A 26,248-nucleotide genomic window follows, 5' to 3' on the forward strand; every position below is an offset into this window, starting at 1 on the left:
GCCTCAGGAAAGAAGCGCCGCCCGTGCTGTTTCCACCACATGGGCGGTGAGCGTGCCGAGGCGTTCAGCGGCGAGCCGATTGACCTGCCAGTAAAGCGGGATATCGAGCGGCGTGCCGGGAACGACTTCCACAAGCCGCCCCGCCTGAAGGTGCTCTCCCACCAGCTGCACCGGGTTAAGGCCCCAGCCCATGCCGGCAAGACTTGCCTTCACGAAACCGTCGGTCGAGGGCAGCCAGTGGGTGGGATAGGATATATCCTCACCCAGCGCTTTTTTGATCCAGCTGGCCTGCAGCCTGTCCTTCTGGTTAAAGGTGAGCCCCGGCGCGCGGGCAAGCGTGGCGGGCGTGACGCCATCGGAGAAATAGCGCGCCATGAAAGCCGGGCTGGCGGTGGCGTGATATCTGAGCACACCGAGAGCCAAGACCCGGCAGCCCTGCACAGGCTTGGCATGGGCGGTGACGGCGGCGAGCACCCTGCCCCCGCGCAGCCATTCCACCGTATGGTCCTGATCGTCCACCGCGATGTTGACGAGATAGTCGCTGCCACCGGTGAATTTCGAAACCGCGTCGAGAAACCATGTGCCGAGACTATCGGCATTGGTGGCAATGTTGAGTGTGACACGCTCTGCCGCCGCGCCCGCTTCCGAAAGAACCGGAAGCTGCCGGAACAGTTCGGTTTCCAGCATGCCGACATGGTCCATGTGCCGGCAGAGCCATTCGCCCTTTTCCGTCGCCACGCAAGGATTACCGCGCACGATCAGCACCACGCCGAGGCGCTCCTCCAGCTGCTTGATACGCTGGGAAACGGCCGAGGGCGTGACACACAGCACCTGTGCCGCCTTCTCAAAGCTGCCAGTCTGGGCCACGAGCGCCACGGCGCGCATGGAAGGATAGTCCAGCATCACAGGCCTCCTTGTAAAGGTTGATATGGGCGTGGTTGGCGGGAAGCGTCCGGGCAGTAGCAGTAGCACTCTCCTCTTCCCTCATTCCTGTCCTTGTCACAGGAATGAGGGTCAGGCGAGGTGCCGGCACATGAAATCGCCCTGTCGCATAGTTTTTGCCCGTCATTAGTTTTAATTACTTGAACTGAGTTTGTTTAATTTGATTAAACCATGTGAGGGAAATATCAAAGCACTCGGTCTGGAAGCGGTGGCATCATCCATCCGCACAGGAAGAGACAAAAGGCAGCAGCCAGCACATGAACATTCAAATCTTCTTCACCGGCCTGACGATGGGTCTCAGCCTCATCGTTGCCATCGGCGCGCAGAATGCTTTCGTTCTAAAGCAGGGGCTGGCGCGCTCCCATGTCTTTGCCGTCTGTGCCACCTGCGCGATTTCCGATGCGCTGCTGATCACCGTCGGCGTCTTCGGTTTTCAGCGGATAAGCGCCGTCATGCCAGCACTTGATCCCATCATGCGGTATGCCGGTGCGGCGTTTCTCATCTGGTATGGCGCGAAAAGCCTACATTCGGCCCTGCGTTCGTCGGAGGTGCTTTCGGTGGCAGAAAGGCGGGAGGCGAGCCTGTGGCAGACGCTTGCCATTTGCCTGGCGCTGACCTTTCTCAACCCGCATGTCTATCTCGATACCGTCGTGTTGCTCGGCACCATCTCCACGCAATTTCCCGGCTTTGAAAAAACCTTCGCGGCGGGTGCCGCCACCGGCTCCCTGCTGTTCTTCTTTTCGCTGGGTTACGGCGCGCGCTGGCTGCGCCCGATCTTCGAAAAGCCGTCCGCCTGGCGCATCCTCGAAGGGGTTATCGCCTTCACCATGTGGGCCATCGCCTTCAAGCTGGTCATGGGCGCTTAAAGCGGAGGGGTATCTCCCTCTCCGAGGTCCCAGTAAAGCCCGGCCATGATGGCAAGCGCCTCGCGGGCAATCTCTTTCGGCAGATGTTCGTTCGGCGCATGCTGCGAGCAGCCGGGATAAGAATGCGGCACCCAGATGGTGCGCAGTTTCAGTATATCGGCAAAGATATCGTTGGGCAGCGAGCCACCCAGATTGGGAAGAAGTGCCGGTTTCTTGCCCGTCGTGCGGGCCATGGAACTCAGAGTGAAGCCGACCCATGGGTCCTGCGGATCAAGCCGCGTGGCGCGGAAAATCTCGTCGCCGGCGGGTACGATCCGAACCATGCTGAACCCCTGCCGGTCGAGATGGCGGCGGATGGCGGGCAGCACCGCTTCCGGATCGATGCCGACAACGAAGCGCAATTGCAGCCGCGCCCATGCCCGTGGCGGAATGGCATTGACCGGCGCGCGCGGATTGCCGGTCTCGAAGGCCAGCACCTCCAGCGCACACCAGCCGAACACACGCTCGGCGGTGGAAAGGCCGGGCTCGCCCCAGTCAGGATCGATTTTCGGACCATCCGGGCCGCCATCGATCTCGCAATCGGCAAGCGCGTCACGCACGGCCTGCGGCAGCTCTTCGGGCACCAGTTCGGGCACGCGGATCTGCCCGGATGGGCCAACGAGGCTTGCCATGGCATGCGCCAGCTGCACGCCGGGATTGGACAGCGCCCCGCCCCAATTGCCGGAATGATGGCCGCCTTCCCGCGCCTCGATCACCAGATCGAAGGTAATGCCGCCGCGCGCACCGAGAAAAACGGTCGGCCGCTCCGCATTCAGGCGCGGGCCGTCGGAGGCGATCAGAAGATCGGCTTTCAGCCGCTCGCTATAGTCCCGGCAAACTTCCCTCAAGCCGGGAGAACCCCTCTCCTCGCCCATCTCGATCAGATATTTGGCGTTGAACCCAAGTCTTCCACGCGTCTCCAGCACCGCTTTCAGCGCCGCCATGTTGACCGAATGCTGCCCCTTGTTGTCGGCGGTGCCGCGCCCGTACCACCTGCCATTGCGCTCGGACATCACGAAAGGCGAAAGGCCTTCTGCCCAGCCGTCATCAAGACCACGCACCACATCGCCGTGGCCATAACCCAGCACGGTCGGCAGATTTTCACACTCGAAACGTTCGGCGATCAGAAACGGCAAATCCGCCGCCGGGTCGCGCAGGATCGTGCAGGAAAACCCCATGGCGGTGAAAGCGGGCTGCATTTCGCGCTCCAGATAGAGCGCCAGCTCGGCACCGCGCGCCTTATCCTGGCTTTCGGTGCGCAGCGAAACGCGACGCGCCAAGTCCTGCTCGAACCTGCCATCGTCGAAAAAGCGGGTGGCGTGGTCGATGGCGGCTTGTCGCGACATGGTGGAATCCCTCTTCTGGTCATTTCCATCAAGACTAAACAAGGCGTACCATTTTCCAAACAGGGAATCAGTGATAGTCCTCGACCTGTTCAAAAACGGGAAAACAGCGTGTTTCGAGTTCCATTCCTTGTCGGCATCGCCCTATTGATCGCCTTTGGCGGCGGCATTGCCGCGACGCTGGCAGCACTTGAGGCGACATCCGGCTTCGGCTCGATCCGCATCGGCTCATGGGATGCCTTTCCGGAAGCGCAGACGATCGAGGCCGATCCCTACGCCAAGTCGCACCGCGCCGATGCCGGCAAGCTGCTTTATGGAACGGCCGAGGGGCTGGCCTTCACCGCCTCCGTCGACAGCGACGGCCAGCGCCTGACCGGCGAATGCCGTTACCAGCTGGCGGGCGCCGTGCCGCCCTCACGGTTCTGGACGCTCTATACCGCAGACCAGCAGGGCAATGTTCTGGCGGAAGATGCCGGACGACCGTTTGCGCTTAATTCGCGCACGCTGTTGCGCAGCGCCGATGGCGGCATCGACATCGCCATTGCACCCGATGCCCAGACCTATAACTGGCTGGCTGTGCCGCAGGGGCAGACATTCAAGCTGGTCATGACGCTGCTCGACACGCCGGTTGCCGGCAGTTCCGGCCTTATCGACATCGCCATGCCGCAAATCCGCAAGCTGGGGTGTGGCAATGCTTAGGACCCTGCTCGCCATCCTCACCGGCCTTGTCGCCGCCGCCGTGCTGCATGTCGTCATTCTTCTGGCGATACCGCATTTCAGCAATCGCGACGCCTATACCCGCGCCTTGGCGGAGGGTAAGCCGCATCAGTTTCATCTTCTCGAAGAAACGACGGAGAAAAAGACACTGGGAAGCGGCGATCCCTTCATGCGGGTTGCCGTCTGCACCTTCAATATCGAGGAAAAGCCCGTCAGGCTGACGGCCATCGGCGCGGTGCCCTTCTGGTCGGTCGCGGTTTACGACAAGGCGTCGAACGAGGTGTTCAGCATGAACGACCGCACGTCCGCAGGCGGGGTGATGGATATTCTGGTGGCGGATTCTGTGCAGATCGCGGCCATTCGCAAGGCGCAGCCGCCATCGCTCTCACAGGCCATTCTGGCGGAATCGGATCAGACGGAAGGGTATGTGGTGTTGCGGACCATGGTGCCGCAGCCGAGCTTCGGGGAAGAAGCGGAACGGTTCCTGAACGAAGCGAAATGCCAGCCGACACCCTGGAAATAGCGCCGGTCAACCAAGCGTAATCAGGATTTGAAGACGGTTTCCGGTGCGGGCTTGCGCTTGCGCGCATCCTTGCCAGCCGGTTCCGTATCGCGTTTTTCATAACGCACGCCGGTAAACAGCACGACCTTTGCCGGGCCCATAACCTTGCCGGACATTCCGGCCGGGCGCAGGCTTCGTCGGGCTTCGGCGATTGGAATAATAACTGCCATGCTCGTCTCCTCTTCGGGAGTCAATGTTGCCCATGGGAACCGCGCAAGCCTCGTCTTGCGTCGGGAATTTCATCACCATCACATTGCGCATAATCCAGCCCACAGACTGGTTTTGGCACGACCCAAAAATCGATGGCGATTTTGCAAGGTGTCGTGCGCATATCAAGGCTTCGGCATGCCATTTTCGAAATTATTCTATCAATCAGAATAACATGGAATCCTAATACTGCCCATGAAATTAGAAACAGACAGAGGTTAATGATCCGTTAACCCTAATCGCCGGGCGCCAACTTATCCTTCATAAAGCTGCACCCGTTGAAAACAAAGGCGAGACGGCAAGGTTCCATGACGTTTTGTCCGTCACGAAGGTTTTAAAATTTCCTTGTTGATAAACGCACAATAACGCTTGCCACCCCCCATAGTTAACAGGGTGTCAACGGATTTGCTCTAATTTGAACCGATATTGTGTTTGCGTTTTTGTTGGGTAGTGCGTTGACCGACCGGTTTCGAGAACTTGAGAGGCCAAGAGCCGTGAGGAAGAAAGATGTGGTGCTAATGGCCACTGTCACGAATTTTGAGACTGTTCCCCATCCGTCAAAAACGGACCTTCGGCAGTTTGCCGAGCTTTTCATGCCGCTTTTCAACGCTTCCACCGAAGAGGCCAAGCGGGAAGCCATTGCAGCGCTTTCCCAGCATCCAAACGTGCCTTCGGCGGTTGCCTTCTTCATCGCCTGCCAGCCGATTTCCATTGCCGCCCCCTTCCTGATTTCGTCGAAGTGCCTTGATGACGACACGCTGATCACCATTGCCCGCACGCAAGGGGCCGCCCATGCGCGCGCCATCGTGCGGCGCGAGGATCTGTCGCCGACCGTCATCGACGCGCTAGTCGGCCTGCGGCACATGGAAGACCTGAAGCGACCCGATGACGCGACGCCTCCCGCCATGCCGGAGCCCGCCATTGCGCAGCCGGCAGACCCACAGATCAAATCCACCGCCGTGGAAGAGGAAATGCGCCAGCGCATCAAACGGATGGCGCATCAGCTCAGCCGCCCGGAAAGCGACGTTCTTGGCCTGCGCCGCCTGAGTGACGTGCAGGAAGCGCTGCTCGTGCGGTTCGCGCGCGAGCGTGATGCGCGGCAGTTTGCGGTGACGCTGGCGGATTCGCTGTCGTCCAGCTACTGGCTGTCGGAGCGCATCATGCTCGACATATCAGGCACGCAGCTCGCCACCACCCTCATCGGGCTCGGCATGGAATTTTCCGAAGCCGCCTTCATATTGCAATGCTTCTATCCGCATCTTGCCGCCGCCGAAGGCGACATGAGCCGCGCCGAGGCCATGCTCGACCGCCTCGAAATCATTGAATGCGAAGAGCGGGTGGAAAGCTGGCGGCGCGCCGACAGCTACACCCACGGCCGCGAACGACCGAACCACAGCGCACCTGTCATTCACAGAACGGGGACGTGAGGGTTAAGGCGGCCACCCCTCGCCCGGAGCAATTCCGGGCGCAAAGCTGCTGCACGCTTTAAATCTTCGGTTGGTCCACCAGCGTCAGGAGAGTGCCGATCTCGTCCGTTTCGATCTCGACGACCCATAGATCGCTGTCGAAGCGCCGCTCCCTTTCGAGAATAGCAGCACTTTCCTCCCCCTCCACACCTGCAAGACGCGTCTCGAAACGGCGTTCGGCCCGGACTTCCTCGTCCTCGGCAAAACTCTGCGGCGCGGGTCCATAGAGGTTTTCGCGGCCATCACGAAGGCGCTGGCGGATGAAGATCGCGCCGGCCTCTTCCGCACCCTTCTTTTCGACAGCGGCAAAGCCACCAGCGGAAAACACGCGGCGGATAAGGGCTGATACGAAGATTTCGGATTTGAGGCGCATTGGGGGTGCTTTCGATGGAGGCGGCAGGCCGCTGCCTGTCCGTGTTGTTACGCTCTCTTCTTTCCTCGTTCCTGCGCTTGTCACAAGAACGGAGAGAGTTGAGACCCAGTCCCCTAAAGCGCCCCGATCGATTTCAGCTTCTTCAGCACGGCTTCGCTCGGTTCACCGGTCTCCGGCAGGCGGTAGTGTTTTTCGAAATGGCGGATGGCGTTGCGGGTCTGCTCGCCGGCCACACCGTCCACCTTCACATCGGCATAGGCGATATTGATCAGTCCCTGCTGGATCTTTGCAATCAGATCGCGGCTCACCGGCTTTGAAGCGGCGGCAGCGCTGTTTAAGGAGACCGGTTCGGCCTTGGGACGAGGCGCTTCAGCCTTGCGGATTGCGGCTGCGACCGGGTCGATCTCAACGCCGCCGCCGGTGTTGGCGTCGGAAGGCCGATCCTTCGGAATTGCGGCGACGGTTGCGCCGTCGATCCTGAGCGCCGCCAGCACCCGTGTCGTCGGTTCGCCGGTCTGTTCCATGCCAAGCGTTTCTTCGAAGAACATGATGGCGGCAGCCGTGCGCGGTCCCATCTTGCCGTCCGCCTCGCCTTCGTAAAGCCCGCGTTTTTTAAGTTCGGCCTGAATATCGGCAACGATCTGCTGCGGCTTCTGGTTTTCCGCCGCAACCGATGTCGCGGGCGTCGCCGTTGCGGCCGCCGGTTCCTGTGCCGTTTCGGTTTCGCTCGGGCGTTCTATGCGGAAGGTCGTAACATGGCCCTGCGTACCGAGCGGCTCTGCCGCGCGATAGCCGGCAATGCCGTTCGGGTTTGCCGCATCGCGGGTACGCAGGAAAGGAGACGGGTGAACGCCCGGCTGGTACCAGAGCGCGTTGGCGGCGACAAAACCGAAGACGACCACGAAGACGCCTGAGCCGCCCACCAGTTTCGGACGGCGCAGGAGTTCGCGCCCGATGGCCGAAACCACCAAGGAAACAATCCCGGCGCCAATCTGGGCCGTTGTTTTCTTAGGCGATTTTCGCTTTCGCGGGGCCATCGTCACCATCCTTCCTCATAATCGCGGCCATTTCGCCGAGCCGTTTGATGCGCGGCGGAAACTCCACCATGCATTCGGTTTCAGCGTTTTCGCCACCTGCCATGCCGGAACCGTCGGCAGGCAACATGATCGTTACGACCGTCCCCGCGCCGGGCTGGCTGGTGATGGCGAAAGTGCCGCCATGCAGTGCTACCAGACCCTTGACCAGGGACAATCCCAGACCCGTGCCCTCATAGCGACGGGTATATTCATTCTGGACCTGCATGAAAGGCTGGCCCAGGAGTTCAATCTTGTCGGATGCGATGCCGATGCCGGTATCGCTGACCGTCAGTTTCAGCATCCTTCCTTCACGCGCAGCATCGATCGACACTACACCGCCGGCATCAGTGAACTTGATGGCGTTACCAGCCAGATTGATGAGAACCTGGCGGATGGCGCGCTGGTCGGCGGAGATTTCGCCGATACCGCGCTGAATGCGGCTGGTCAATGTCAGACCTTTTTCCTTCGCCTGCAAGCCGAGCATGGCCTCGCAGGACGAGATTGTTTCGCCGATCGGGAAGCTTTCCATCATCAGCTCGTAACGGCCCGCTTCCAGCTTGCTCATATCCAGCATGGTGTTGACCACCGACAGTAGATGCGCGCCGGACTGGCGGATCAAGCCGACATATTCCCGCTGGCGGTCGTTTTCCAGCCGGCCGAAATATTCGCCCGCCAGAATGTCGGAAAAGCCGAGGACGGCGTTGAGCGGGGTGCGCAGCTCGTGGCTGACGGCAGCGAGGAACCGCGACTTGGCGTCGTTAGCCGATTCCGCCTCCGCCGCCTTGCGGGCGACATCGCGGCGCAGAAGCTCCATCTCGGTAACGTCGGAGAGCTGGGCGACGACGCGGCGCAGCCTGCCGGCCGCATTGCGGATCGCCGTCATTTCCATACGCGCGTGAATGAACTGCGCCTGGCGCGATTTCGCACCGGTTTCGAACCGCAGTTCCACGCTGGACTTTTCCTCGCCCTGCCGCAGAAGGTCGAAAGCCTGCATCAGCTCGATGCGATCAGAAACATAGACATATTCGGCAAAGACATGGCCCTTGCAGGCCTGAAGATCGGCTGGAAACGTTTCAAGGTCGCGGCCGGAGACGCGCTCGACGAGGCCGTTTTCATTGATGGTGAGTACGAGGCCGGGCACCTGCGATGCCGCAACGAGGTCATCGTCGCCGGCTTGAGCGGACAGGGACGCTGCGCCACGGGCAGGACGCGAAAAGGCGATCAACAGGGCGGCTGCGGCCAGATAGAGCGCCAGCACCAGAGCGGCGCCGATGGGCAGCGCGATGGCGGGGCTGAAGACGAGGCTGAACAGGGCGGGAACGACCAGAAAGCCGACGGCGCTGAAGGCAAACAGGCGGCGCAGGCGCGCAACGGTGCCGGCGCGCCTTTCGGCGTCCTCCTCCATACGCGCAAGCCATCTGCCTGCGGCATGGTCGACCAATGCGACCGCTTTTTTTCTCATATTACGCAATACCAAACCTGAATCCCTGAGACGGATCTAACGGCTCCGACAATAGAAGCCCGCGACTTAAGGAATGGATAAAAAGAACGGCACCAAACAGCCGCGAAATGCGCCGCAGTCCCATTACGGAGCATTTCAACCAAGCTTTGCCAATCATGGTTAATGACGGGTAAGCGACGGATTTCGCTTTATTTTTGCCATCGCGTTAACCTTTGTGGCAGCACGGATGAGCACTTTTGCCCGGAACAGACGGCATCTGTCGCAATTATGCTTAACATGGACTGTTAAAATGCGACGGAATTGCTGGAGCCGGTCCCGATGCGAGGAGAATAGATACAATTTGAATTAAATTGCGCTGCTTTTTGCAATTGGCTGTTCGCCGGTCGCCTGTAGCCTCTCTCCAAGCCCGAAAAACGGGACAAAGGCCGATGACCCAAAACGGGCGGGGCTTCAAAACAAAGATCATCTGGCAGGGTAGTCTGACAATGTGGTTTCTGATCAAAGGAACATTCTGGTTTTCGCTGGTGCTGGTCGCGCTGTCCTATTTCGGTAGCAGCAACGATCCGACCAAGGAACCTTCGGCATTCGATATTCCCAGCGCCGTTTCGGCAGCCGGTGAGGCCTATCGTTATGTCAGCGCCATCTGCATCGAAAAACCCGACGTCTGCGTCAAGGGCGCCGAAACCTTCCACGCGCTCGGTGAACGGGCAAAGGAAGGCGCCAAGGTCGCCTATGAATTGCTCGACGCGCAGCTTGCATCCGGTGATAAAACGGCACCCGCAGCCGAACTCGCCAGCGAGAGCGAAAAACTGGCCGCAGCACCGGCGATCAGCGTCGAATTCCCTGGGAATGCCGACATGCTGAAGACCGGCACCATCATTCCCCTGCCGCAGAAGCGCCCCACCCCCTGATATTTTGCGCCGCCGCCTAACGCCACGCCGCCCCTTCTCTGCAGCCGGATATGTCCGCCTGCGTGACTGCCTGCCAAACTTGCCCACGGAAACCTGTTTTCCGTGGGCTTTTTCATGGTCCGCATGGTTCAAAACCGTCTGCACTTGCCCTATATCGTAGCAAAGCATGGCAATAACGAACGATACGGCGCGCAACATGGCCTCTCTCGATACGATCCTTGACGATTTCGCCTTCCTCGACGACTGGGAGGATCGCTATCGTTACGTCATCGAACTCGGCAAGGCGCTTCCCGACCTTGCGGAAGACAAGCGCACGCCTGAGAACAAGGTGCAGGGCTGCGCAAGCCAGGTCTGGCTCGTCAGCCACAGCGATGGTGCTGAAGATCCTCTCATGACCTTCGAGGGCGATTCCGATGCGCATATCGTGCGCGGCCTCGTCGCCATCGTTCTTGCCGTCTATTCCGGTAAAAAAGCTTCCGAAATCGCCGGTCTGGACGCCATTGAGGTGTTCGACAAGATCGGGCTGGTGGAACATTTGTCCTCGCAGCGCGCCAATGGCCTGCGTTCCATGGTCAAACGTATCCGCGAGGAAGCGAGACTTCTGACCGCCTGAGCCTTCATTCTGTTGCCATCGTTGGCGCCATCGGCGGGCGATAATCTTCGTCGCCCCAATGGTGGCTTGTCCTTCTGCTGCGTTGCGCTTGCGGCGCATAATGCCGGGCAAGCGATAGCAGAGCGGCCCGCAGCAGCAGTTTTGCCGAACGCGCCGGCCATTGCCGCTCGCGCTCCACGGCCTCCAGCCCCTTTTCAAAGCAGCAGATATCGATGGCGACACCTGAAAGTTCAGGCCCCATAGCATCGGCTGCACGGGAAAACCGCGTCCGGGCGGAAATCGCCGCATCGGTAAGATCGAGCTTGCCACCCGCCTCCCCCTTCGTGCGGCTTGCAATTTTCGGCTCCCATGTTGCCGTTACCTTTGGGTTCAATTGCGCGCGGTGAAAATCGGCAGCGAGGCGTTCGCCAGCCTGCAAGGCATCGCTGGGGAAGAATGCCGTGCCATCCTTTTCCTTCAGCCGTGAAAGGCCTGTCAGTGGCGAGCTATTGAGGTTGCGCCGGGCCGGCTGCCTGTCCTTGCCGACATCCAGAACCACCGTCTGCAAATCCCAGTGCTGGTGCTGAAAAATCTCGTCGCGATCCCTGGCTATAGCGCGCTTCAAATAGGAGGCGAGCGGCGGCGCGGCGGAGAGCGTGTTTTCGCGTCTTTCGATCAGCCCCGAAGAGAGGGCTAGCTGCACCGTGGCGGCCGGAAACCGCAACGCCGGACGCCGTGTCCTGCCGTTCCCGGCCTCCGGTCGCTGCAATACCATATCGCCGCGATCCTCCGATATCGCAGCCGTGCCCGCAGCAATGCAGCGCAGGAGCCGCAACAGGACAGGATCGGGAAGTATCGATGGAGCGCTTTTTGTCTCACTCATCCCGAACACCTTTCATCACGTTGAAAATGCTGCCGGAAAGCCGCTCCAGTGTAGCGACGAACTCGTCAAAGGCGGGTTCGTCACGACGATCCTCAACCACCTGGCAGGCATGGCCGACTGTCGTTCTGTCCCTGCCGAAACACGGGCCGATATCTGACATGGGAATACCGAGCTGCACATGGCACACATACATGGCGATCTGGCGGATATGGCATTCGGTGCGCCGCCTGTCCCGGCGCGCAGCCACACGATCGCCGGTCAATTGCACCATTTCCCCGGCCAGTTGCCGGACCAGCCGGCAAATCCGGGAAATCTCATCCCGCCCGGCAGCAGGCGGAAAACGGCGGAAATTGCTATCGGCAACCTGCACACAGGGCCGAAAGGGGGCAGGCAAAGACGATATGTCCGAAGGCATATGCAACTCCTTTACGAATAGGAATTAATTCATACCCCTGAGGATGGACGCGGGGAAGGGCAAATTTGGCGTCGAAAAACATGCGATTGATTTCGCTTTGTTTTTGAATAAAGGTGACGCCTAAACAAGGATTTTTTTCCTCTGTCGAAATTGCGCGCGGCAATAAAAAAGCCGGTCTAAGGACCAGCTGGACATAACACTAGGTGCAAGATGTGTATGGAGCGGGCATGTGCGCCCTGCCGCCATCTCCTGCTAAGGGAAAAGGTCACGGCGGCGAGTTAAGGGGCAAGGCCAGCAATATGCTGCCAAGGTCCCCTTTATCCGGCGCTTCGGGCCATCTTTCCCCGGACGGGGAGAAAATACAGCCGCGACACAATCCGTCTTAGAAAATCAACGGTTCGCCTTGCGGCGCTGACCGAGACCCATTTCCTTGGCGAGCCGCGAACGGGCTTCGGCATAGGCGGGAGCAACCATCGGATAATCGACCGGCAGATCCCATTTTTCGCGATATTCTTCCGGCGTCATGCTGTGATGCGTCGTCAGGTGGCGTTTGAGCGACTTGAACGAGCCACCACATTCCAAACAGACGATATGATCGTCCTGAACCGACTTGCGAACCGACACAGCAGGCTTCTGCTTTTCAACATTGACCGCCACCGATGCCGGTGCCGATGTTCCGCTGAGTGCCGTATGAACATCCGAAATAAGGCCGGGAAGCTCAGTTACCGGAACGACGTGGTTGCTAACATAGGCAGCCACAATATCCGCCGTCAGTTCGACCAGCAGATCCTGGGCGTTACCGTATGCAGTTTCCGTCATTTAAGTATCTCCTGTTATTTATCTCCAGACACGGATGAACGCCGCATCGAGCGATGTGAAGTTACCCGGTGCCCCTCCTTCGCCCTGTTGAAACCAACGTGAAATCTACCCCTAGATTTCAAGCGAAACCGGAAACGAATTGATCCGAGATTCAACTTGTAGCCCGCGACATGGCCAACAAAGGTCTGATCAACCATAGATTAGACATTAATAAAATGCCTATGCCGACCATGAAGAGGCTAGATGCAAATCGCAATAAGCAATTTTACACTTAATTTGGATAGCATCAAAACAGCAAAAGTCAAATTCCTATTATGATTTTTTCAGTTCAAAACAGTCTAATTGGAATACAAAAAATCACGGGTAATAAAATACTATGCCAAGTAGTAATGCAAAACGAAGACCCCCGATTATTAGGGGGTAATTCAACTTCAAATTTTCTTTAGGTCATCAACTACCGATTTATCAGCAAGTGGATAACCTGCCTTGTGTGCAGCCATTGCAAGAAGATGTGCGGAGACCGGTGCTGTCAGAACAAAGAAAAAGAAACCGGCAAGTGCCCGTGCCAGCGTCGATATTTCCGTGGAATGAATGCCGACAGCCAGCAGCAACAGGCCTGAGCCCACCGTTCCCGCCTTGGAAGCCGCATGCATGCGGGTGTAGACATCCGGCAGGCGATTAAGCCCGATTGCCGCAATCAGCGAGAAGGCGGCACCTGAGACCGTCAGTGCCGCAACCAGAATAGCCACGATCCAGCCCATCATCGACCGCCCCTTCTTTTTCCACGCCTGGATACTTGTTTTTCAGGCTTTTCAACAACTTCCGATGCCCGCTCGCCGTCCAGAACAGCCTTTGTCCTGCGCCTGCCATCTGCACCGCGCGACAGGACGAAGCGGGCAAAAGCCACCGTTGCGAGAAAACCCACCAGTCCGAGCGCAATGGCGATATCGACATAAAGATCGACGCCGGTGCGGATGGCGATAACCGCAATGAAGCCGATGGCGATACCGACCAGCATGTCGAGCGCGACGATTCGGTCCGGCAAGGTCGGACCGACGACGACGCGATATACTGTCAGCAAAAAGGCAGCGGACAGTACAACCGTGGCAAGTACAGTTGCAAATGAAACTATGAGTTCCGGCGTCATCCCTGAAACGCCTCCATGATCTTTTTTTCGAAGCCGTTTCGGATGTCATTCTTGGCGGCTTCGATATTGCTGCAATCGATCGCGTGGACGTAGAGCGTTGTTTTATCCTCGGAAACATCGACCGAAAGTGTGCCGGGGGTCAGCGTGATGAGATTGGCAAGCAGCGTGATCTCGAAATCCGTCGTCAGCCTGAGCGGATAGGCGAAGATACCGGGCTGCACATCGAGCTTCGGCCGCGTCACCATCACCGCCACCTTCCAGGCCGACAGCGCCAGCTCCTTGAAGAACAGCAGCAGCAGCGACAGCACGCGGACCGGACGCAGCCGATGACGGCCGCCCTTGGGGATCTGGTGACGGATAAGGCCCAGAGCCAGCGCCGAGACGATGAGGCCGAAGAGAATGTTCGCCGGCGTGACGCTGCCACTTACGGCGAGCCATACGCCAACGAAGAGCAGTAACAGGATGTAGCGGCTCATGGTCTGCTCCCTTCGGGAAACACCGACTGGATATAGGCTTCGGGGTTGCCAAGCCCCGCAGCCGCCTGCTGGCTGAGATTGAGCAGGCTTTCCGGAAACAGGCCGAAGAACACCACCAGCAATGTCAGCCCGACCAGCGGGACGAAAGAAGGGGCCGCCAGAGGCGACGCAGGCAGCGACGGCGCCTGGCCGGTTGAGGCCACTGCCGGGCGCCAGAAACATAAGAGGAAGACCCGCCCGAAGGCGATGGTGGCGATGAAGCCGGACAGGAGAAGGGCTGCGGCAAGCCACCAGGCGCCGATATCGATCGCCGATTTCATGAGAACCACCTTCGGCCAGAAGCCGGAAAACGGCGGCAGTCCGGAACCGGCGAAAAACAAGGCGAGCGCGAGGCCCGAAAACCACGGCGCCTGCCGATAAAGGCCACCGAGCGAAGTCAGGGTAAAACTGCCGGCAAGGCGGGCGGCGTGGCCGGCGGCGAGATAAAGCGCCGTCATCAGCACCATGGAGTGCAGCGCGTAAAAGATCGCGCCAGCAACGCCGGAGGGCGTGCCGATGGCGATGCCCGCCATCATGTAACCGATGCCCGATATGACGATGTAACCGAGCATGCGGCGGATATCGTTCTGTGCCAGCGCACCCATGGCGCCGAGCACCATTGTCAGCGCCGCAGAGATGGCGATGACGATACTCAGCTCCTCCCGCTCGACCGGAAACAGCATGACCATGACGCGCAGCAGCGCGTAGATGCCGACCTTGGTAAGCAGGCCGCCGAACAGGGCGGAAACGACGATGCGCGGCGTGTGATAGGAGGCGGGCAGCCAGAAATTCACCGGAAAGGCCGCCGCCTTCATGGCGAAGGCGAGAGCAAACAGGCTGGCCAGCGTCATCAGCGGAGCCGTGCCGCGCAGCTGCGTCGCCTTCAGCGCGATATCGGCCATATTGAGTGTGCCGAAGATGGCATAGAGATAACCGACCGTGATCAGGAACAGCGTCGTGCCGATGAGGTTGAGGATGGCGTATTTCAGCGCGCCATCGATCTGCTCGCGCGTGGAGCCCAACACGATGAGGCCGAAGGACGAGATCAGCAGCACCTCGAACCAGACATAGAGGTTGAAGAGGTCGCCGGTCAGAAACGCACCGGTGACACCCGCCATCAACAGCATCAGGAACGGATAAAAACCGTATCGCCTGCCGCTGGCGTCGATATCGGCGCTGGCATGGATGGCACCGGCCAGCGCTACGATGGCGGCGGCGAGCGACAGCAGCGTTCCGGTCAGATCTGCCGTAAAGGCAATGCCGAAGGGTGGCAGCCAGCGGCCCATGACCATGGTGAACGGCCCTTGGGTCACGACCTTCCACAGAAGCGCAGCATCGAGCAGTACCAGTAGAACAAGTGCCGTGATTGCAATGGGCGCATGCAGACGCATGGTGTGGCGCAGCATCATCAGCACCGCACCTGCGCCTATTGAGAGCGCGACGGGAAGGATGATCAGCCAGTCGGATAGCGGCACGGGTGCCGTGACAAGCGCTGCGGAAAGATCTGATATTGCGGAAGTGGTGGATGAAGCCATGTGTCTGTGCCCCGCCCGCTCAATAACCGAGCGGCGGCAAAGGCTCGCCTGCCGGTTCTGCGGTGCGCATTTCGTCGGTGTCGTCGGTCTGCAATTCCTGGAACGCGCGCCAGGTCAGCACCAGCAGGAAACAGAAGAAGGAAAAGGAAATGACGATTGCCGTGAGGATAAGCGCCTGCGGCAGCGGATTGGCGGCACCCGCCGGCAGCGTGTCCATGCCGGGCGGAATGATCGGCGGCACTTCGCGCGTCAGCCTTCCCGCCGTGAACAGCAGGAGGTTGACTGCGTTGCCGAGAATGGCGATGCCGAGCAGCATGCGGATGCTGTGGCGCGAGAGCATGAGATAGATCGCCACCGAAAAGAAGATGCCGACGAGAATGGAGAAAACAGCTTCCATCAGTCGCTATCCCTTTCTTCCAGAGCCAGCGCAATGGAGGTGATGGCACCGACCACGACGAGATAAACGCCGATATCGAAGGACATGACGGTGGAGAGTGGCACTTCCACACCGAGCAGGCTCGGATAGACCCACAGCCCGGTCATGAAGGGCACGCCGGCTGCAATCGAGACGAGACCAGACAACATCGCCAACAGCAGCCCCGCGCCGGCAATGGACAGCGGATGGTACACGATGGCGCGCCGGACTGCGGCCACACCATAAGCGATGCCGTAGATCGCCAGCGCCGAGACCGCGATCAACCCGCCGATGAAACCGCCGCCCGGCTCGTTATGGCCGCGCAGCAATACAAAGATGGAAAACAGCACCATGAGGCTGGTGACCACGGGGGCGACGGTGCGCAGGATAAGCGTGTTCAAGCCCGCGCTCCCTTCTTCTTCGCTATTTTTGCTGGTCCCTTGATGGCAGCAGCCGGGCGGATGCGGATGAGCGCGAGAATGGCCAGGCCTGTTATCATCACCACCGCAATCTCGCCCAGCGTATCCGTGCCGCGGAAATCGACGATGATGACATTCACCACATTCGCCCCGTGGGCGATGACCTTGGAATAGGTGTTGTAGAAATCGGTGAGGCGATTATCGAACGACGCTTCCGTCGCCCGCATCAGGAACAGGGCAAAGCCGGTTCCGCAGGCAATGGCGATGGTGCTGTCCAGAAGCTTCTGGCCAGGGCCGCGGTGGTCTGACGGCGACAGGCGAAGCCTTGTCATGACCAGCGTCAGAATGACCACGGAGAGGGTTTCGACCATGAATTGCGTAAACGACAGATCGGGCGCGCCGAACAGCAGGAAGATGACCGCCACCGCAAACCCCTGAATGCCGAGCGCGATGATGGCCGTAAGCCGGCTGGACGCCGTGAGCACAGCGACAAGGCCCGCAACCGCGATGCCAATGAAGGTCAGCTCATGGATTTTAATGTCGTGCGGCCACGCCGGCATGGACGGCAGTTCGCCATAGAGAAACAGCGGCGCAAGCAGCACGACGGCAATGACGGCGAAAGTGGCGGTGACGTAAAATTCCAGCCTGCCGGGCTGGATAAGCCTGACAACATGGAACGAGATTTTGACCAGCGTTTCGATGAAAACATCGAAGCCCCTGTCCGGCCCTGCACCCAGCGCCTTGAAGGTGCGCACCATCAGGCCGCGAACGGCGGAAAGCTGCATACAGAGGACGATGCCGAGCGCGATGGTCAGCAGCGACAGGCCGAGCGGCACGCCGATATGGGGAATGAGCGAGATTTCCACCGGGCGCGCCTCACCCGCGATCGCGCTTGCCATCGGCGTCGAAATGTAAAAATGCGAAAGGCCAGCGAAGAGAGCGATGGTCAGCCCCTTTATCGCCAGCAGCGCCGGGCCGAGCCACAGCAGCAGTGGTCCCTCATGCGCGTGTTTCGGGGTTTTCACGGGCTTGCCGAGGAAAGGTTTCAGCGCCACGGCAAAAGCGACGGCAAACATCAGCGCATTGCCGAGAATGGCGATGCCGGTGAACAGCACGGCACGCGGATTGCCATGCGCCAGCGCATAATAAATCTCTTCCTTGGCGAGAAAGCCGAAGAAGGGCGGCAGGCCGGCCATGGAGATGGCCGCTGCCAGCGCTGCCGCAAAGGTCATCGGCATGGCCTTTCGCAAGCCGCCGAGCTTCGTCACATCGCGGGTTCCGGTCTCGTGGTCGATGATGCCGGCAACCATGAACAGTGCGCCCTTGAAAAGCGAATGCGCCACCAGATAAAGCACAGCCGCCTCGATCGCGTGGTCCGAGCCGAAGCCGGTCAGCATCACCAGCAGACCGAGCGAGGACATGGTGGTATAGGCCAGCATCAGCTTCAGGTCGGTCTGGCGCACGGCCAGCAGCGCGCCGGTCAGCATGGTCAACCCGCCGAAGAACGGCAGCAGGATCTGCCAGGCAGCGGTATCGCCGAGAACGGGGTTGAGGCGCATCAGAAGATAGACGCCGGCCTTCACCATGGTTGCCGAGTGCAGATAGGCCGAAACCGGTGTCGGTGCCTCCATCGCGTTGGGAAGCCAGAAATGGAACGGGAACTGCGCCGATTTGGTGAACGCGCCGCCGAGAACCAGCAGCAGCGCAGCCAGATAGAACGGGCTGTCGCGTAATATATCGCCGCCACGCACCAGCATGGACAATTGCGTCATGCCGCTCATGTCCCAGATGAAGATCAACCCGGCGAGCAGCAGCAGACCGCCGCCGCCCGTTACCACCAGCGCCTGCAAGGCGGCACGGCGTGCGGCCGGGCGCGCATGGTCGAATCCGATCAGCAGGAACGAGGTTATCGAGGTCAGTTCCCAATAAACGAATAGCATCAACAGGCTGTCCGAAACCACGACGCCCAGCATCGCGCCCATGAACAGAAGCAGGAAAGACAGGAAGCGGCCCTGCTGCGGATGCCCCTTCATGTAACCGCCGGCATAAAGCACGATCAGCAGACCGATACCGGTGATCAGAAGTGCAAAGGTCAGCGACAGGCCGTCGATGAACCACGAAAAGCTGAGGTTGAAACTTGGAACCCAGACGTAACCGCCCGTGACCACGCCGCCAGCCGCCACCTGCGGCAGCATCAGTGCGAAGTGGACAAAAGCCAGCGCGGGCGCGATCGCCAATATCCAGACGGCATTGTGACCTAATCTTTTCACCAGCATCGGTGCGGCAAGCGCTGCCAGAAACGGCAAAAACAGCGACAGGAATGTCAGCTGCGTGACATCTGATGTCATTCACATCTCCCAGGGCTTCCCCTACCCCTGTACGCCCATGAATGGCGTTCTTTTCAAATCGTATTTTTCAGTTAAGGCATAGACACCGCCATCTCAACCCAAATCGACTCTCATACCTGCCCATAACGTACTCGTTATGACAGCTGCCCTCTTTCAATCTGCAGCGCCGATGCCTATTTCTGGCAGGAACAGAAAGGATCATTCCATGAGCGATCTGACATCCCCGAAAGTGAACAAGAGCGATGCCGACTGGCGCGAGCAGCTGACGCCGGAGCAATACCGCATCCTGCGTGAACACGGCACCGAGCGCCCATTTACCGGTCCCTACTGGGACACGTTCCAGAAAGGCCTCTATCGCTGCGCCGCCTGCGACGAGCCGCTGTTCCTCTCCGATACCAAATTCGATGCAGGTTGCGGCTGGCCGAGCTATTTCGAACCGGTGAAACCGGGTGCGGTGACGGAACATCGCGATGCGACGCTTGGCATGGTGCGCACCGAAATCCGCTGCGCCAATTGCGGCGGCCACCTCGGCCACGTCTTCCCGGACGGCCCACCGCCCACCGGCCTGCGTTATTGCATCAACGGCCATTCGATGGTGTTCGAACCCATCTGATGAGAGACAGGTAACGGCCGGTTGCCTTCCGGCCGTTCTTGCGAAGAAAATGACCGTCTCGACAGCCGGACCGGAGAGTGAGATTATCGCGATCTCACTCCTTCCGGATCACCATCATGGCGCTCGAAACCATCCTCATATTCATTCCCGCCTGCTTTGCCCTGAACATGGCGTTCGGGCCCAACAATCTCCTGTCGATGACGGTTGGTGCGCGATACGGCATGGCAACGGCAGTGATGGCCGCGAGCGGCCGGCTGGTTGCGTTTGCGGGCATGATCGCGATCGCCGCTTTGGGCCTCGGCGCACTTTTGATGGCTTCCGAAATGATGTTTTCGCTGATCAAATGGATCGGCGTTCTCTACCTGCTGTGGATCGGCTTCAAGCTCATCCGCTCAAGGGCGGATGTCACCGCTCCCGATATCTCCTCGGACAACGGAAATATTCTCAAGACCTATCTGCGGCAGGAGTTTTTTGTCGCCTCCGGCAATCCGAAGGCCATCCTGATCTTCACGGCCTTTTTCCCGCAATTCATCCAGCAGGACGCCTATTGGCAGAGCTTCGCCACGCTCGGGGCAATTTTCCTGCTGCTCGAGGTGGTGGCGATCACCGTTTATGCCTTTGTCGGTTCGCGACTGTCCGGTCTTATGCGCAATGCGCGCGCCCTGAAGCGCGTCAACCGGATCAGCGGATCGATGATGATGGCTTTCGGCGTCATGCTGGCCTTCGCCCGGCGCCCCGCCTGAGAGAAATCCCGGCCCGCGTACTAGTTCAATTTAAGCTCCATGCAGGTCAGGTCCAGCCAGCGGCCAAACTTGGTGCCCACTTCCGAAAACCGGCCGGCAACGGTGAAACCGAGGCTTTCGTGCAGGCGGATGGAGGCGGCGTTTTCCGATTCGATCGCGGCGATCAGCACATGCACATCGTTGCCGGAGGCGTGGTCGATGAGCGCCTGCATCAGCCGCTTGCCGATGCCGTGGCCGCGCGCGTCCTTGTGGACATAAACCGAATGTTCGCGGGTGTGGCGATAGCCGTCGAAGGCGCGCCAGTCGCCATAGGAAGCGTAGCCTGCAACCTTGCCGTCAAGAATCGCGACGATCACAGGAAAGCCGCGTGACTTGCGGGCGGAAAACCATTCCTTGCGGTTTTCCAGATCGACCAGCACTTCGTTCCAGATCGCCGTCGTGTTCAGGACCGCGTCGTTGTAAATCTCCATGATGCCGGAAAGATCTTCCACGGTGGCATCGCGCAGTTCCAAACTCATTATCGTTCGCCCTCATTACTTGTCTGCATTGCGCCCCCAACGTTCCGGGGCACGACCTTCAGGCGAGCATTAGGCGATGACGCGGATGGCTGTCCAGTGCTCTCTAGCTCAGGAAGACATGGGAACGAGGCTGAAGGAAGTGACCACGGCAAAATAGTGGACAACGGCGGCGGCAACGACGAAACCGTGCCAAATGGCGTTCTGGAATCGCAGCTTTTCCCAGACATGGAAGACCACGCCGAGCGAATAGATGACACCGCCAGCGACAATCAGCCAGAGCGTGACGGGGGCCAGATGCGTCGAGAGTGGCTGCACCACCATGATGCCGCTCCAGCCCATGGCGAGATAAAGGCCTATGGCGACCCGGTCGTAACGGCCGGGAAACAGGCATTTGAGCAAGATGCCGCAGATGGCGGCAAGCCAGATCAGCCCCAGCATGGTGGCAATCAGCGGCTCGTGGATACCGCGCATCAGGAACGGCGTGTAGGTGGCGGCGATCAGGATGAAGATCGCCGAGTGGTCCAGCCGGCGCAGGAACCATTTTACGTTGGAATGCGGCCAGATATTATAGGTGAAGGACACGGAAAGGCAGGCGACAAGGCCGAGTCCGTAAATCCAGGCGGCCGCGATGGCGCTGAGGCTGCCCCAGACGGTCGCGTAAAAAATCAGCGCCGTGGCGCCCACCAGCGCAAAAACGATACCCACGCCGTGGACGATACCATCGGCGACAATCTCGTGAAAATCATACTGGCGACCAAACCGCCACACGTTACTCATAGTCCATTCCCGTTTGCCTGCTTGTGGCCAAGCATGACGGCAATATTAGACAGGAACAAGACAGCAGCCGGTTAACGGCGATCAAATTGCGTTCCGGGCTGTTGCGAAAGGAGAGGTTGAGTGGCGGCCTCGCCGTTTCCCTCATTCCTGCGCTTGTCACAGGAATGAGGAGGGAAAAGGAGCGCCCTCACAAGGCCGCAGCGCATTCCTGGCAGAACGGCGTATAGGGCACGGCTTTCAGGCGGTCTTCCGAAATTTTCTTGCCGCATTTGACGCAGGTGCCGTAGGTACCGTTCGCGATGCGGTCCAGTGCGGCGTCGATGGCGCGCAGCTCGTCCTGGCCCACCTGCCCAATTTCATCCAGCACCTCGTCATTGCTGCGTTCAGCGGCGCGATCGTCGTCATCGGGGTTGCGCGGCTCTTCGAAATCCGCCTCGATTTTGTGCAGGCGGCTGTAAAGCTCGCGCTGGCGGTCGCGCAGGATTTTCTCGTAACTTTCGACATTCATGGTCTTCTCCTCCAGCCGGTGCGGGCGAAAATCGCCCGCAACCCCAAGATTTCAACTCACTTTACCTGTCAATCAGCACCGAGCACTTGGCATGGCGCACCACGCGGTCGGCGGTGGCTCCGATGAAATAATTGGTAAAGTCAGGCATATGCGATGCGATGATGATGAGATCGGCCTTGTGCTCTTCGGCAGCGGCAATGATTTCACGCGCCGGCGCGCCGCTTCTGATTTCGTGCTTGCCCTTGAAGCCGGCCTTCGCCTGAATATCCGCAAGTTTCGTCTTGGCATCCTTGATGGCATTTTCGATGAGGTCTACCGGCAGGTCGATCGCCATATAGCCGGGCAGTTCCTCAACCACATTGATGAGGACGATCTCGCCATCGGCATCCAGCAGCGCCCTGGCCTTGGCGAGAATCTTCTCTCCCTTGTCGATGGCGCTGAGGTCTACCGGTACGATGATTTTCTTGTACATGGCTATCTCCTTTGGCGTAATCTGCCGTTCACGTGTCGGGCTCACATTTCCCTGCCGATGCGCCCTTCGCCTTGATTGAAGTCAAAGCCGCGTCGGAGCAGCAACAGGGGCATTGTCAACGAATAGTGGACGGTCAATCGCCAGATGGCGATCTTTGCTGAACGACAAAACCCGCCCATATTCACCACAAATGAACGCCGCAAAGCGGCGTCGGCTGATGCAGACGCGCAAGTCCGCGTCGTCAGCACGCCGGATTCAATATGGAGATTATGATGAGTGAAATCAAACAATTCGCCCTGACGCGGCCGGCTTATGTCGGTCAGGCTCATCTTGTCGTTCACGATCTGCCGCGCATTTCGGAATTCTACCAGAAAATCATCGGCCTCTCCGTCATCGAAAAAAGCCCGAGCGGCGAGGTTCTTGGTGTCAACGGCCAGCCGCTGCTCACACTTTCCACCTCCGGCACAGTTGAACGCGCGCCGCGCAATGCCGCAGGCCTGTTCCACACCGCCTTCCTGATGCCGCGCCGCGAGGATCTGGCCCATTGGCTGGCCCATGCCGCGCACAACAATATCCAGCTTCAGGGCGCATCCGACCATCTGGTGAGTGAAGCGATCTATCTGGCCGACCCCGAAGGCAACGGCATCGAGGTCTATCGCGACCGGTCGCCGTCGGAATGGACCTACCAGCAGGACGGCACGGTGGAGATGGCCACGCTCCGCCTCGACCTACAGGCGCTGTATGACAGTGCGCCGAAAACGGCGTTCGAGGGCGCTGCCGATGGAACGGCCATCGGCCACATGCATCTGCAGGTCGGCAATATTCCGCAGGCAGATGAGTTTTATCAGGATGTGCTGGGGTTGAAGATCATGGCGCGTTATCCGGGTGCCAGCTTCTTCGGCTCGGGCGCTTATCATCACCATGTGGCCGCCAATATCTGGAACAGCCGCGGCGCCACGGCCCGCAAGGACAACATGACGGGCCTTTCGGGCTACTCGCTGAAGTTCAACGACAGTGCGGCGCTCGATACTGCAATCGCCGCTCTCGACCGGCTGGAAATAGCTACGGAACGACAGAGCGACGGTGTTGTTCTCAAAGATCCGTGGGGCATAGGCCTGAAGCTTTCCGCGTAAAGACCACGGGGCGGCAGAAATTTTTGCAGCTCCGGAACCGCCTCATTTTTCGAACGTTTGATGTCTTATTGGGGGACAGTTCGATGAATGAGAATGCCAGGCCGGAAAATACCGGCATATTGGGCAATATCGGGCGGCGCGCCGCAAACGCTCCGTCGACGAGGGCCGACCCTTTCGAGGGTCTGGCGTCCGGCTCGCACCGTGACGACGCGCGCAGCCAGCAACCGCTTGGCCGAGAAGCGCTCGATGTGGCCGTTGCATGGTCGGTGATCGGCATTTTTCTTGTCGTCATGATGGCGGTCATTCATGAATTGTCTCTGATCCTCATACCGGTGGTGCTGGCGATTGTCGTGGGCATGATCCTCGGCATCGCGGCGGAAAAGCTCAGTTCCTATGGCATTCCCGGTGCCGGTGTGGCGGTCATTCTCTCCGGCCTTGTCGCGGCCGTCATGTTTTTCGTGATCAATTCGCTGATCGACCCGTTGTCGCAGCTCGCCTCCGAAGGACCAGCGCTGATCGAACGCAGTATGGACCGCTTCCTGCCCTATCTTCAAAGCATTCGATGGCTGAACATTTCGGCAGCGACCTTCAGCATGGGGTCGATTTCAATGGAGTCGCTGATTTCGCGCAGCGGCGAGATAATTTCCCTGCTCGGTTCCAACGTCACCCCCGCAGTCGTTCAGGGCATGATCTTCCTCGCCGCGCTTTTGATGTTCCTCTACAGCCGCCTGCGGCTGCGCAAGGCGATCATCATGGCGTTTCCGGCCCGGCACCAGCGGCTGAGGGCCATTCGCATCATCGCTTCGGTGGAAGAAGTGCTCGGCACCTATTTTGCCACGGCAGCGCTGATCTATGCGGCGCTGGGCGTGACGATGGTGGCGATCGCCTATTTCGGCGGGCTGGCCATGCCGCTTCTGTGGGGGCTCTTCGCCTTCCTCTCCAGCTTCGTGCCGTTTCTCGGCATCACCGCCATGACGGTGTCGCTGGCGGTGGCAGGCATCATCACGCATGACAACATGGTGCTGGCATTGCTGCCATCCGCGATCTTCTTCACCATTCACCTGTTGATGGAAAACCTGGCCTTTCCGGCAGTGGTGGGCCGCAATATGGAGATCAACCCCTTCCTCGTCTTCGTGATGATCATCTTCTGGACGTGGATGTGGGGTGCTGCGGGCGCCATGCTGGCACTGCCGCTGTCGCTGATCGCCATGACAGTAACGCGCGAGCTGTTTCCTTCACGCCGCATCGTTCCAAACCTGCCGGCCTGAAGGCCGGTCAGGAGGCGAGAGGGATGCGGAGCTTATCGGCCATGCGCCGCTCGTGCTCGATCAGCCATTTCTTGCGCCACAGCCCACCGCCATACCCGGTCAGGCTGCCATCTGCGCCCAGCACCCGGTGGCAGGGAACGACGATGGCAATCTGGTTGGCGCCATTGGCGCGGGCGACGGCACGCACGGCGGATGGCCGTTGCATCGACGTCGCAAGCGAAGAATAGCTGACGATCTCTCCCGCCGGTATCTCCCGCAATGCGTGCCAGACATCGCGCTCGAAGGGTGTGCCGTGTCCGGCAAGCCGGGTTTCGAAGTCAGCCGAGTGCCCGGCGAAATAGGCCGCGAGTTCTGCTGCGATCTGGCCGGTGACCGGCGTCCTGCCCAGCACCATATCCGCGCCGGTGCGGGCCTTCAGCCGCTTCAATTCGGCCGGAAGCGCTGGACGGTCGGCAAATTCTAGAAGATGCAGGGCGTGATCATCGGCAACCACCAGCATCGGACCGATCGGCGTGTCGATCCAGTCGCCCTTCAGAAACCCCTTGCCCTTCATGGCGGCGGGAGAGGTGCCGAAGAACTGGTTGATGGCCGAGCGGAAACCGCTGCCGGATTCATATCCGGCATCGATCTGCGCGCCGATCACGGCCTCTCCTGATGCGAGGCTTGTCGCCGCATCTCCCAGCCGCCGCAACCTTGCGATTTCCAGAAAACTCATGCCGAAACGGCGTTTGAAGGTGCGGCGCACGGTAGAAGGGTCATGGCCCATCGCCACCACATCCTCCTCACGCCAGCGCCGCGCCGGTTCGTTTTCCAGTGCCGTCAGAAGTACGGTGACGGTTTCATCCGCCGTGCCATAGGAAAGCATCGGCTTGCAGCGCTTGCAGGGGCGGAAGCCAGCTTCCAGACATTCGGCGATGGTTTCGCGAAAGCGGCAGTTTTCGATCTTCGGCTTTCGCGCCGTACAGGTAAAGCGACAGAAAATCTTCGTCGAGGTCACGCACACATAGGCCACGCCCTCATAGGCGGGGTCCTTGTTAACAAGGGCGGAATATAGGGTTTCGGTGTTGGGGCGTTTGAACAGCATGGGAGGATGCTAGCGCAAATTTGAGCGGTATGCCGCCGAAAAACGGGCGTGGATGTGGGATGCTCATTTCCCTCGTTCCC

General features: G+C 59.6%; 31 protein-coding genes. 10 read left to right on the forward strand and 21 right to left on the reverse strand.

Going from position 1 to position 26,248, the window contains the following annotated elements; genetic code table 11:
- Positions 1 to 3: 3 nt before the first annotated feature.
- On the reverse strand, positions 4 to 903 hold the full coding sequence (locus tag FB593_RS04890) for a LysR family transcriptional regulator ArgP (RefSeq protein ID WP_025592816.1): 900 nt from the start codon (positions 901 to 903) through the stop codon (positions 4 to 6).
- 296 nt (positions 904 to 1,199) lie between these two features.
- Here FB593_RS04890 and FB593_RS04895 point away from each other — a divergent pair, with 296 nt between their 5' ends.
- Positions 1,200 to 1,808: a LysE/ArgO family amino acid transporter gene (locus tag FB593_RS04895; RefSeq protein WP_065661234.1), complete on the forward strand. Its 609-nt coding sequence runs from the start codon at positions 1,200 to 1,202 to the stop codon at positions 1,806 to 1,808.
- Here FB593_RS04895 and FB593_RS04900 read toward each other — a convergent pair.
- Positions 1,805 to 3,193 carry a M20 family metallopeptidase gene (locus FB593_RS04900; RefSeq protein ID WP_112681499.1) on the reverse strand — a complete coding sequence of 463 codons (1,389 nt, stop codon included), beginning with the start codon at positions 3,191 to 3,193 and terminating at the stop codon, positions 1,805 to 1,807. The two genes, FB593_RS04895 and FB593_RS04900, sit on opposite strands and share 4 nt — an antisense overlap.
- 108 nt (positions 3,194 to 3,301) lie before the next feature.
- Here FB593_RS04900 and FB593_RS04905 point away from each other — a divergent pair, with 108 nt between their 5' ends.
- Both FB593_RS04905 and FB593_RS04910 read left to right on the forward strand, forming a co-directional pair.
- Positions 3,302 to 3,889: a DUF1214 domain-containing protein gene (locus FB593_RS04905; protein ID WP_112681500.1), complete on the forward strand. Its 588-nt coding sequence runs from the start codon at positions 3,302 to 3,304 to the stop codon at positions 3,887 to 3,889.
- Entirely contained in the window at positions 3,882 to 4,430 is a 549-nt protein-coding gene (locus tag FB593_RS04910; protein ID WP_013635715.1) for a membrane protein, read from the forward strand. The genes FB593_RS04905 and FB593_RS04910 overlap by 8 nt, the downstream gene beginning before the upstream one ends.
- Before the next feature lie 20 nt (positions 4,431 to 4,450).
- On the opposite strand, the gene FB593_RS04915 is transcribed toward FB593_RS04910, so the two are convergent.
- A complete protein-coding gene (locus tag FB593_RS04915) occupies positions 4,451 to 4,639 on the reverse strand; it encodes a hypothetical protein (RefSeq protein WP_038490312.1) in 189 nt (62 codons plus the stop codon).
- A 555-nt stretch (positions 4,640 to 5,194) separates the two neighbouring features.
- On the opposite strand from FB593_RS04915, the gene FB593_RS04920 reads away from it, so the two are divergent.
- Positions 5,195 to 6,103, forward strand: coding sequence for a DUF2336 domain-containing protein (locus tag FB593_RS04920; RefSeq protein WP_186447882.1), 909 nt, complete (start codon positions 5,195 to 5,197; stop codon positions 6,101 to 6,103).
- A 58-nt stretch (positions 6,104 to 6,161) separates the two neighbouring features.
- On the opposite strand, the gene FB593_RS04925 is transcribed toward FB593_RS04920, so the two are convergent.
- From FB593_RS04925 to FB593_RS04935, 3 genes are all read right to left on the reverse strand, one after another.
- Positions 6,162 to 6,515, reverse strand: coding sequence for a DUF1491 family protein (locus FB593_RS04925; RefSeq protein WP_145166359.1), 354 nt, complete (start codon positions 6,513 to 6,515; stop codon positions 6,162 to 6,164).
- A gap of 113 nt (positions 6,516 to 6,628) precedes the next feature.
- Positions 6,629 to 7,552, reverse strand: coding sequence for a peptidoglycan-binding protein (locus FB593_RS04930; RefSeq protein WP_186447883.1), 924 nt, complete (start codon positions 7,550 to 7,552; stop codon positions 6,629 to 6,631).
- The gene (locus tag FB593_RS04935; RefSeq protein WP_038490306.1) at positions 7,524 to 9,053 is read right to left on the reverse strand and encodes a sensor histidine kinase; all 1,530 of its coding nucleotides are present in this window, start codon (positions 9,051 to 9,053) and stop codon (positions 7,524 to 7,526) included. The genes FB593_RS04930 and FB593_RS04935 overlap by 29 nt, the downstream gene beginning before the upstream one ends.
- Positions 9,054 to 9,538: 485 nt before the next feature.
- Between FB593_RS04935 and FB593_RS04940 the strand changes: the two genes are divergently transcribed.
- Together FB593_RS04940 and FB593_RS04945 are read left to right on the forward strand one after the other, a co-directional pair.
- Positions 9,539 to 9,964, forward strand: coding sequence for a DUF5330 domain-containing protein (locus tag FB593_RS04940; protein WP_025592804.1), 426 nt, complete (start codon positions 9,539 to 9,541; stop codon positions 9,962 to 9,964).
- A gap of 196 nt (positions 9,965 to 10,160) precedes the next feature.
- Complete coding sequence (locus FB593_RS04945) at positions 10,161 to 10,577, forward strand: SufE family protein (protein ID WP_025592801.1); 417 nt, start codon at positions 10,161 to 10,163, stop codon at positions 10,575 to 10,577.
- Between the two features lie 4 nt (positions 10,578 to 10,581).
- Here the strand turns inward: FB593_RS04945 and FB593_RS04950 are convergent, their stop codons facing one another.
- From FB593_RS04950 to FB593_RS04995, 10 genes are all read right to left on the reverse strand, one after another.
- On the reverse strand, positions 10,582 to 11,439 hold the full coding sequence (locus tag FB593_RS04950) for a DUF6456 domain-containing protein (protein WP_065661238.1): 858 nt from the start codon (positions 11,437 to 11,439) through the stop codon (positions 10,582 to 10,584).
- Complete coding sequence (locus tag FB593_RS04955; RefSeq protein ID WP_003512040.1) at positions 11,432 to 11,854, reverse strand: helix-turn-helix domain-containing protein; 423 nt, start codon at positions 11,852 to 11,854, stop codon at positions 11,432 to 11,434. Before FB593_RS04955 ends, FB593_RS04950 begins: the two co-directional genes overlap by 8 nt.
- 390 nt (positions 11,855 to 12,244) lie before the next feature.
- Entirely contained in the window at positions 12,245 to 12,673 is a 429-nt protein-coding gene (gene ros, locus FB593_RS04960; RefSeq protein WP_003512037.1) for a MucR family transcriptional regulator Ros, read from the reverse strand.
- 431 nt (positions 12,674 to 13,104) lie between these two features.
- Positions 13,105 to 13,437, reverse strand: coding sequence for a monovalent cation/H(+) antiporter subunit G (gene mnhG, locus FB593_RS04965; protein ID WP_003512029.1), 333 nt, complete (start codon positions 13,435 to 13,437; stop codon positions 13,105 to 13,107).
- Entirely contained in the window at positions 13,434 to 13,820 is a 387-nt protein-coding gene (locus FB593_RS04970) for a cation:proton antiporter (protein ID WP_003512027.1), read from the reverse strand. The genes mnhG and FB593_RS04970 overlap by 4 nt, the downstream gene beginning before the upstream one ends.
- Positions 13,817 to 14,296 (reverse strand): Na+/H+ antiporter subunit E, encoded by a 480-nt coding sequence (locus FB593_RS04975; protein WP_013635705.1) that lies wholly within the window; start codon positions 14,294 to 14,296, stop codon positions 13,817 to 13,819. Before FB593_RS04975 ends, FB593_RS04970 begins: the two co-directional genes overlap by 4 nt.
- Positions 14,293 to 15,870: a Na+/H+ antiporter subunit D gene (locus FB593_RS04980; RefSeq protein WP_145166361.1), complete on the reverse strand. Its 1,578-nt coding sequence runs from the start codon at positions 15,868 to 15,870 to the stop codon at positions 14,293 to 14,295. Before FB593_RS04980 ends, FB593_RS04975 begins: the two co-directional genes overlap by 4 nt.
- Before the next feature lie 19 nt (positions 15,871 to 15,889).
- Complete coding sequence (locus tag FB593_RS04985) at positions 15,890 to 16,267, reverse strand: Na+/H+ antiporter subunit C (protein WP_003509263.1); 378 nt, start codon at positions 16,265 to 16,267, stop codon at positions 15,890 to 15,892.
- A complete protein-coding gene (locus FB593_RS04990) occupies positions 16,267 to 16,686 on the reverse strand; it encodes a Na(+)/H(+) antiporter subunit B (RefSeq protein WP_003512013.1) in 420 nt (139 codons plus the stop codon). The genes FB593_RS04985 and FB593_RS04990 overlap by 1 nt, the downstream gene beginning before the upstream one ends.
- Positions 16,683 to 19,052 (reverse strand): putative monovalent cation/H+ antiporter subunit A, encoded by a 2,370-nt coding sequence (locus FB593_RS04995; RefSeq protein ID WP_145166362.1) that lies wholly within the window; start codon positions 19,050 to 19,052, stop codon positions 16,683 to 16,685. The genes FB593_RS04990 and FB593_RS04995 overlap by 4 nt, the downstream gene beginning before the upstream one ends.
- A gap of 205 nt (positions 19,053 to 19,257) precedes the next feature.
- Between FB593_RS04995 and msrB the strand changes: the two genes are divergently transcribed.
- Together msrB and FB593_RS05005 are read left to right on the forward strand one after the other, a co-directional pair.
- Positions 19,258 to 19,665, forward strand: coding sequence for a peptide-methionine (R)-S-oxide reductase MsrB (gene msrB / locus FB593_RS05000; RefSeq protein WP_003512009.1), 408 nt, complete (start codon positions 19,258 to 19,260; stop codon positions 19,663 to 19,665).
- Between the two features lie 116 nt (positions 19,666 to 19,781).
- A complete protein-coding gene (locus tag FB593_RS05005; protein WP_065688115.1) occupies positions 19,782 to 20,408 on the forward strand; it encodes a LysE family translocator in 627 nt (208 codons plus the stop codon).
- A 20-nt stretch (positions 20,409 to 20,428) separates the two neighbouring features.
- Here the strand turns inward: FB593_RS05005 and FB593_RS05010 are convergent, their stop codons facing one another.
- The 4 genes from FB593_RS05010 to FB593_RS05025 all read right to left on the reverse strand — a co-directional run bounded on the left by FB593_RS05010 (position 20,429) and on the right by FB593_RS05025 (position 22,683).
- Complete coding sequence (locus FB593_RS05010; RefSeq protein ID WP_065688114.1) at positions 20,429 to 20,926, reverse strand: GNAT family N-acetyltransferase; 498 nt, start codon at positions 20,924 to 20,926, stop codon at positions 20,429 to 20,431.
- Between the two features lie 108 nt (positions 20,927 to 21,034).
- Positions 21,035 to 21,703, reverse strand: coding sequence for a PAQR family membrane homeostasis protein TrhA (trhA, locus tag FB593_RS05015; protein WP_003512005.1), 669 nt, complete (start codon positions 21,701 to 21,703; stop codon positions 21,035 to 21,037).
- 187 nt (positions 21,704 to 21,890) lie between these two features.
- Positions 21,891 to 22,211 carry a TraR/DksA family transcriptional regulator gene (locus tag FB593_RS05020; RefSeq protein WP_003512004.1) on the reverse strand — a complete coding sequence of 107 codons (321 nt, stop codon included), beginning with the start codon at positions 22,209 to 22,211 and terminating at the stop codon, positions 21,891 to 21,893.
- A gap of 61 nt (positions 22,212 to 22,272) precedes the next feature.
- Positions 22,273 to 22,683 (reverse strand): universal stress protein, encoded by a 411-nt coding sequence (locus FB593_RS05025; RefSeq protein WP_003512003.1) that lies wholly within the window; start codon positions 22,681 to 22,683, stop codon positions 22,273 to 22,275.
- A gap of 272 nt (positions 22,684 to 22,955) precedes the next feature.
- On the opposite strand from FB593_RS05025, the gene FB593_RS05035 reads away from it, so the two are divergent.
- Positions 22,956 to 23,816, forward strand: coding sequence for a VOC family protein (locus tag FB593_RS05035; RefSeq protein ID WP_112289658.1), 861 nt, complete (start codon positions 22,956 to 22,958; stop codon positions 23,814 to 23,816).
- An 83-nt stretch (positions 23,817 to 23,899) separates the two neighbouring features.
- Positions 23,900 to 25,084: an AI-2E family transporter gene (locus FB593_RS05040; RefSeq protein ID WP_013635695.1), complete on the forward strand. Its 1,185-nt coding sequence runs from the start codon at positions 23,900 to 23,902 to the stop codon at positions 25,082 to 25,084.
- 7 nt (positions 25,085 to 25,091) lie between these two features.
- On the opposite strand, the gene FB593_RS05045 is transcribed toward FB593_RS05040, so the two are convergent.
- Complete coding sequence (locus FB593_RS05045; protein WP_065688112.1) at positions 25,092 to 26,168, reverse strand: bifunctional transcriptional activator/DNA repair enzyme AdaA; 1,077 nt, start codon at positions 26,166 to 26,168, stop codon at positions 25,092 to 25,094.
- Positions 26,169 to 26,248 lie beyond the last annotated feature (80 nt).

Origin of the sequence: Rhizobium sp. SJZ105 (genome assembly GCF_007828365.1) — a bacterium.
GTDB classification, from domain to species: Bacteria; Pseudomonadota; Alphaproteobacteria; order Rhizobiales; family Rhizobiaceae; genus Agrobacterium; species Agrobacterium tumefaciens.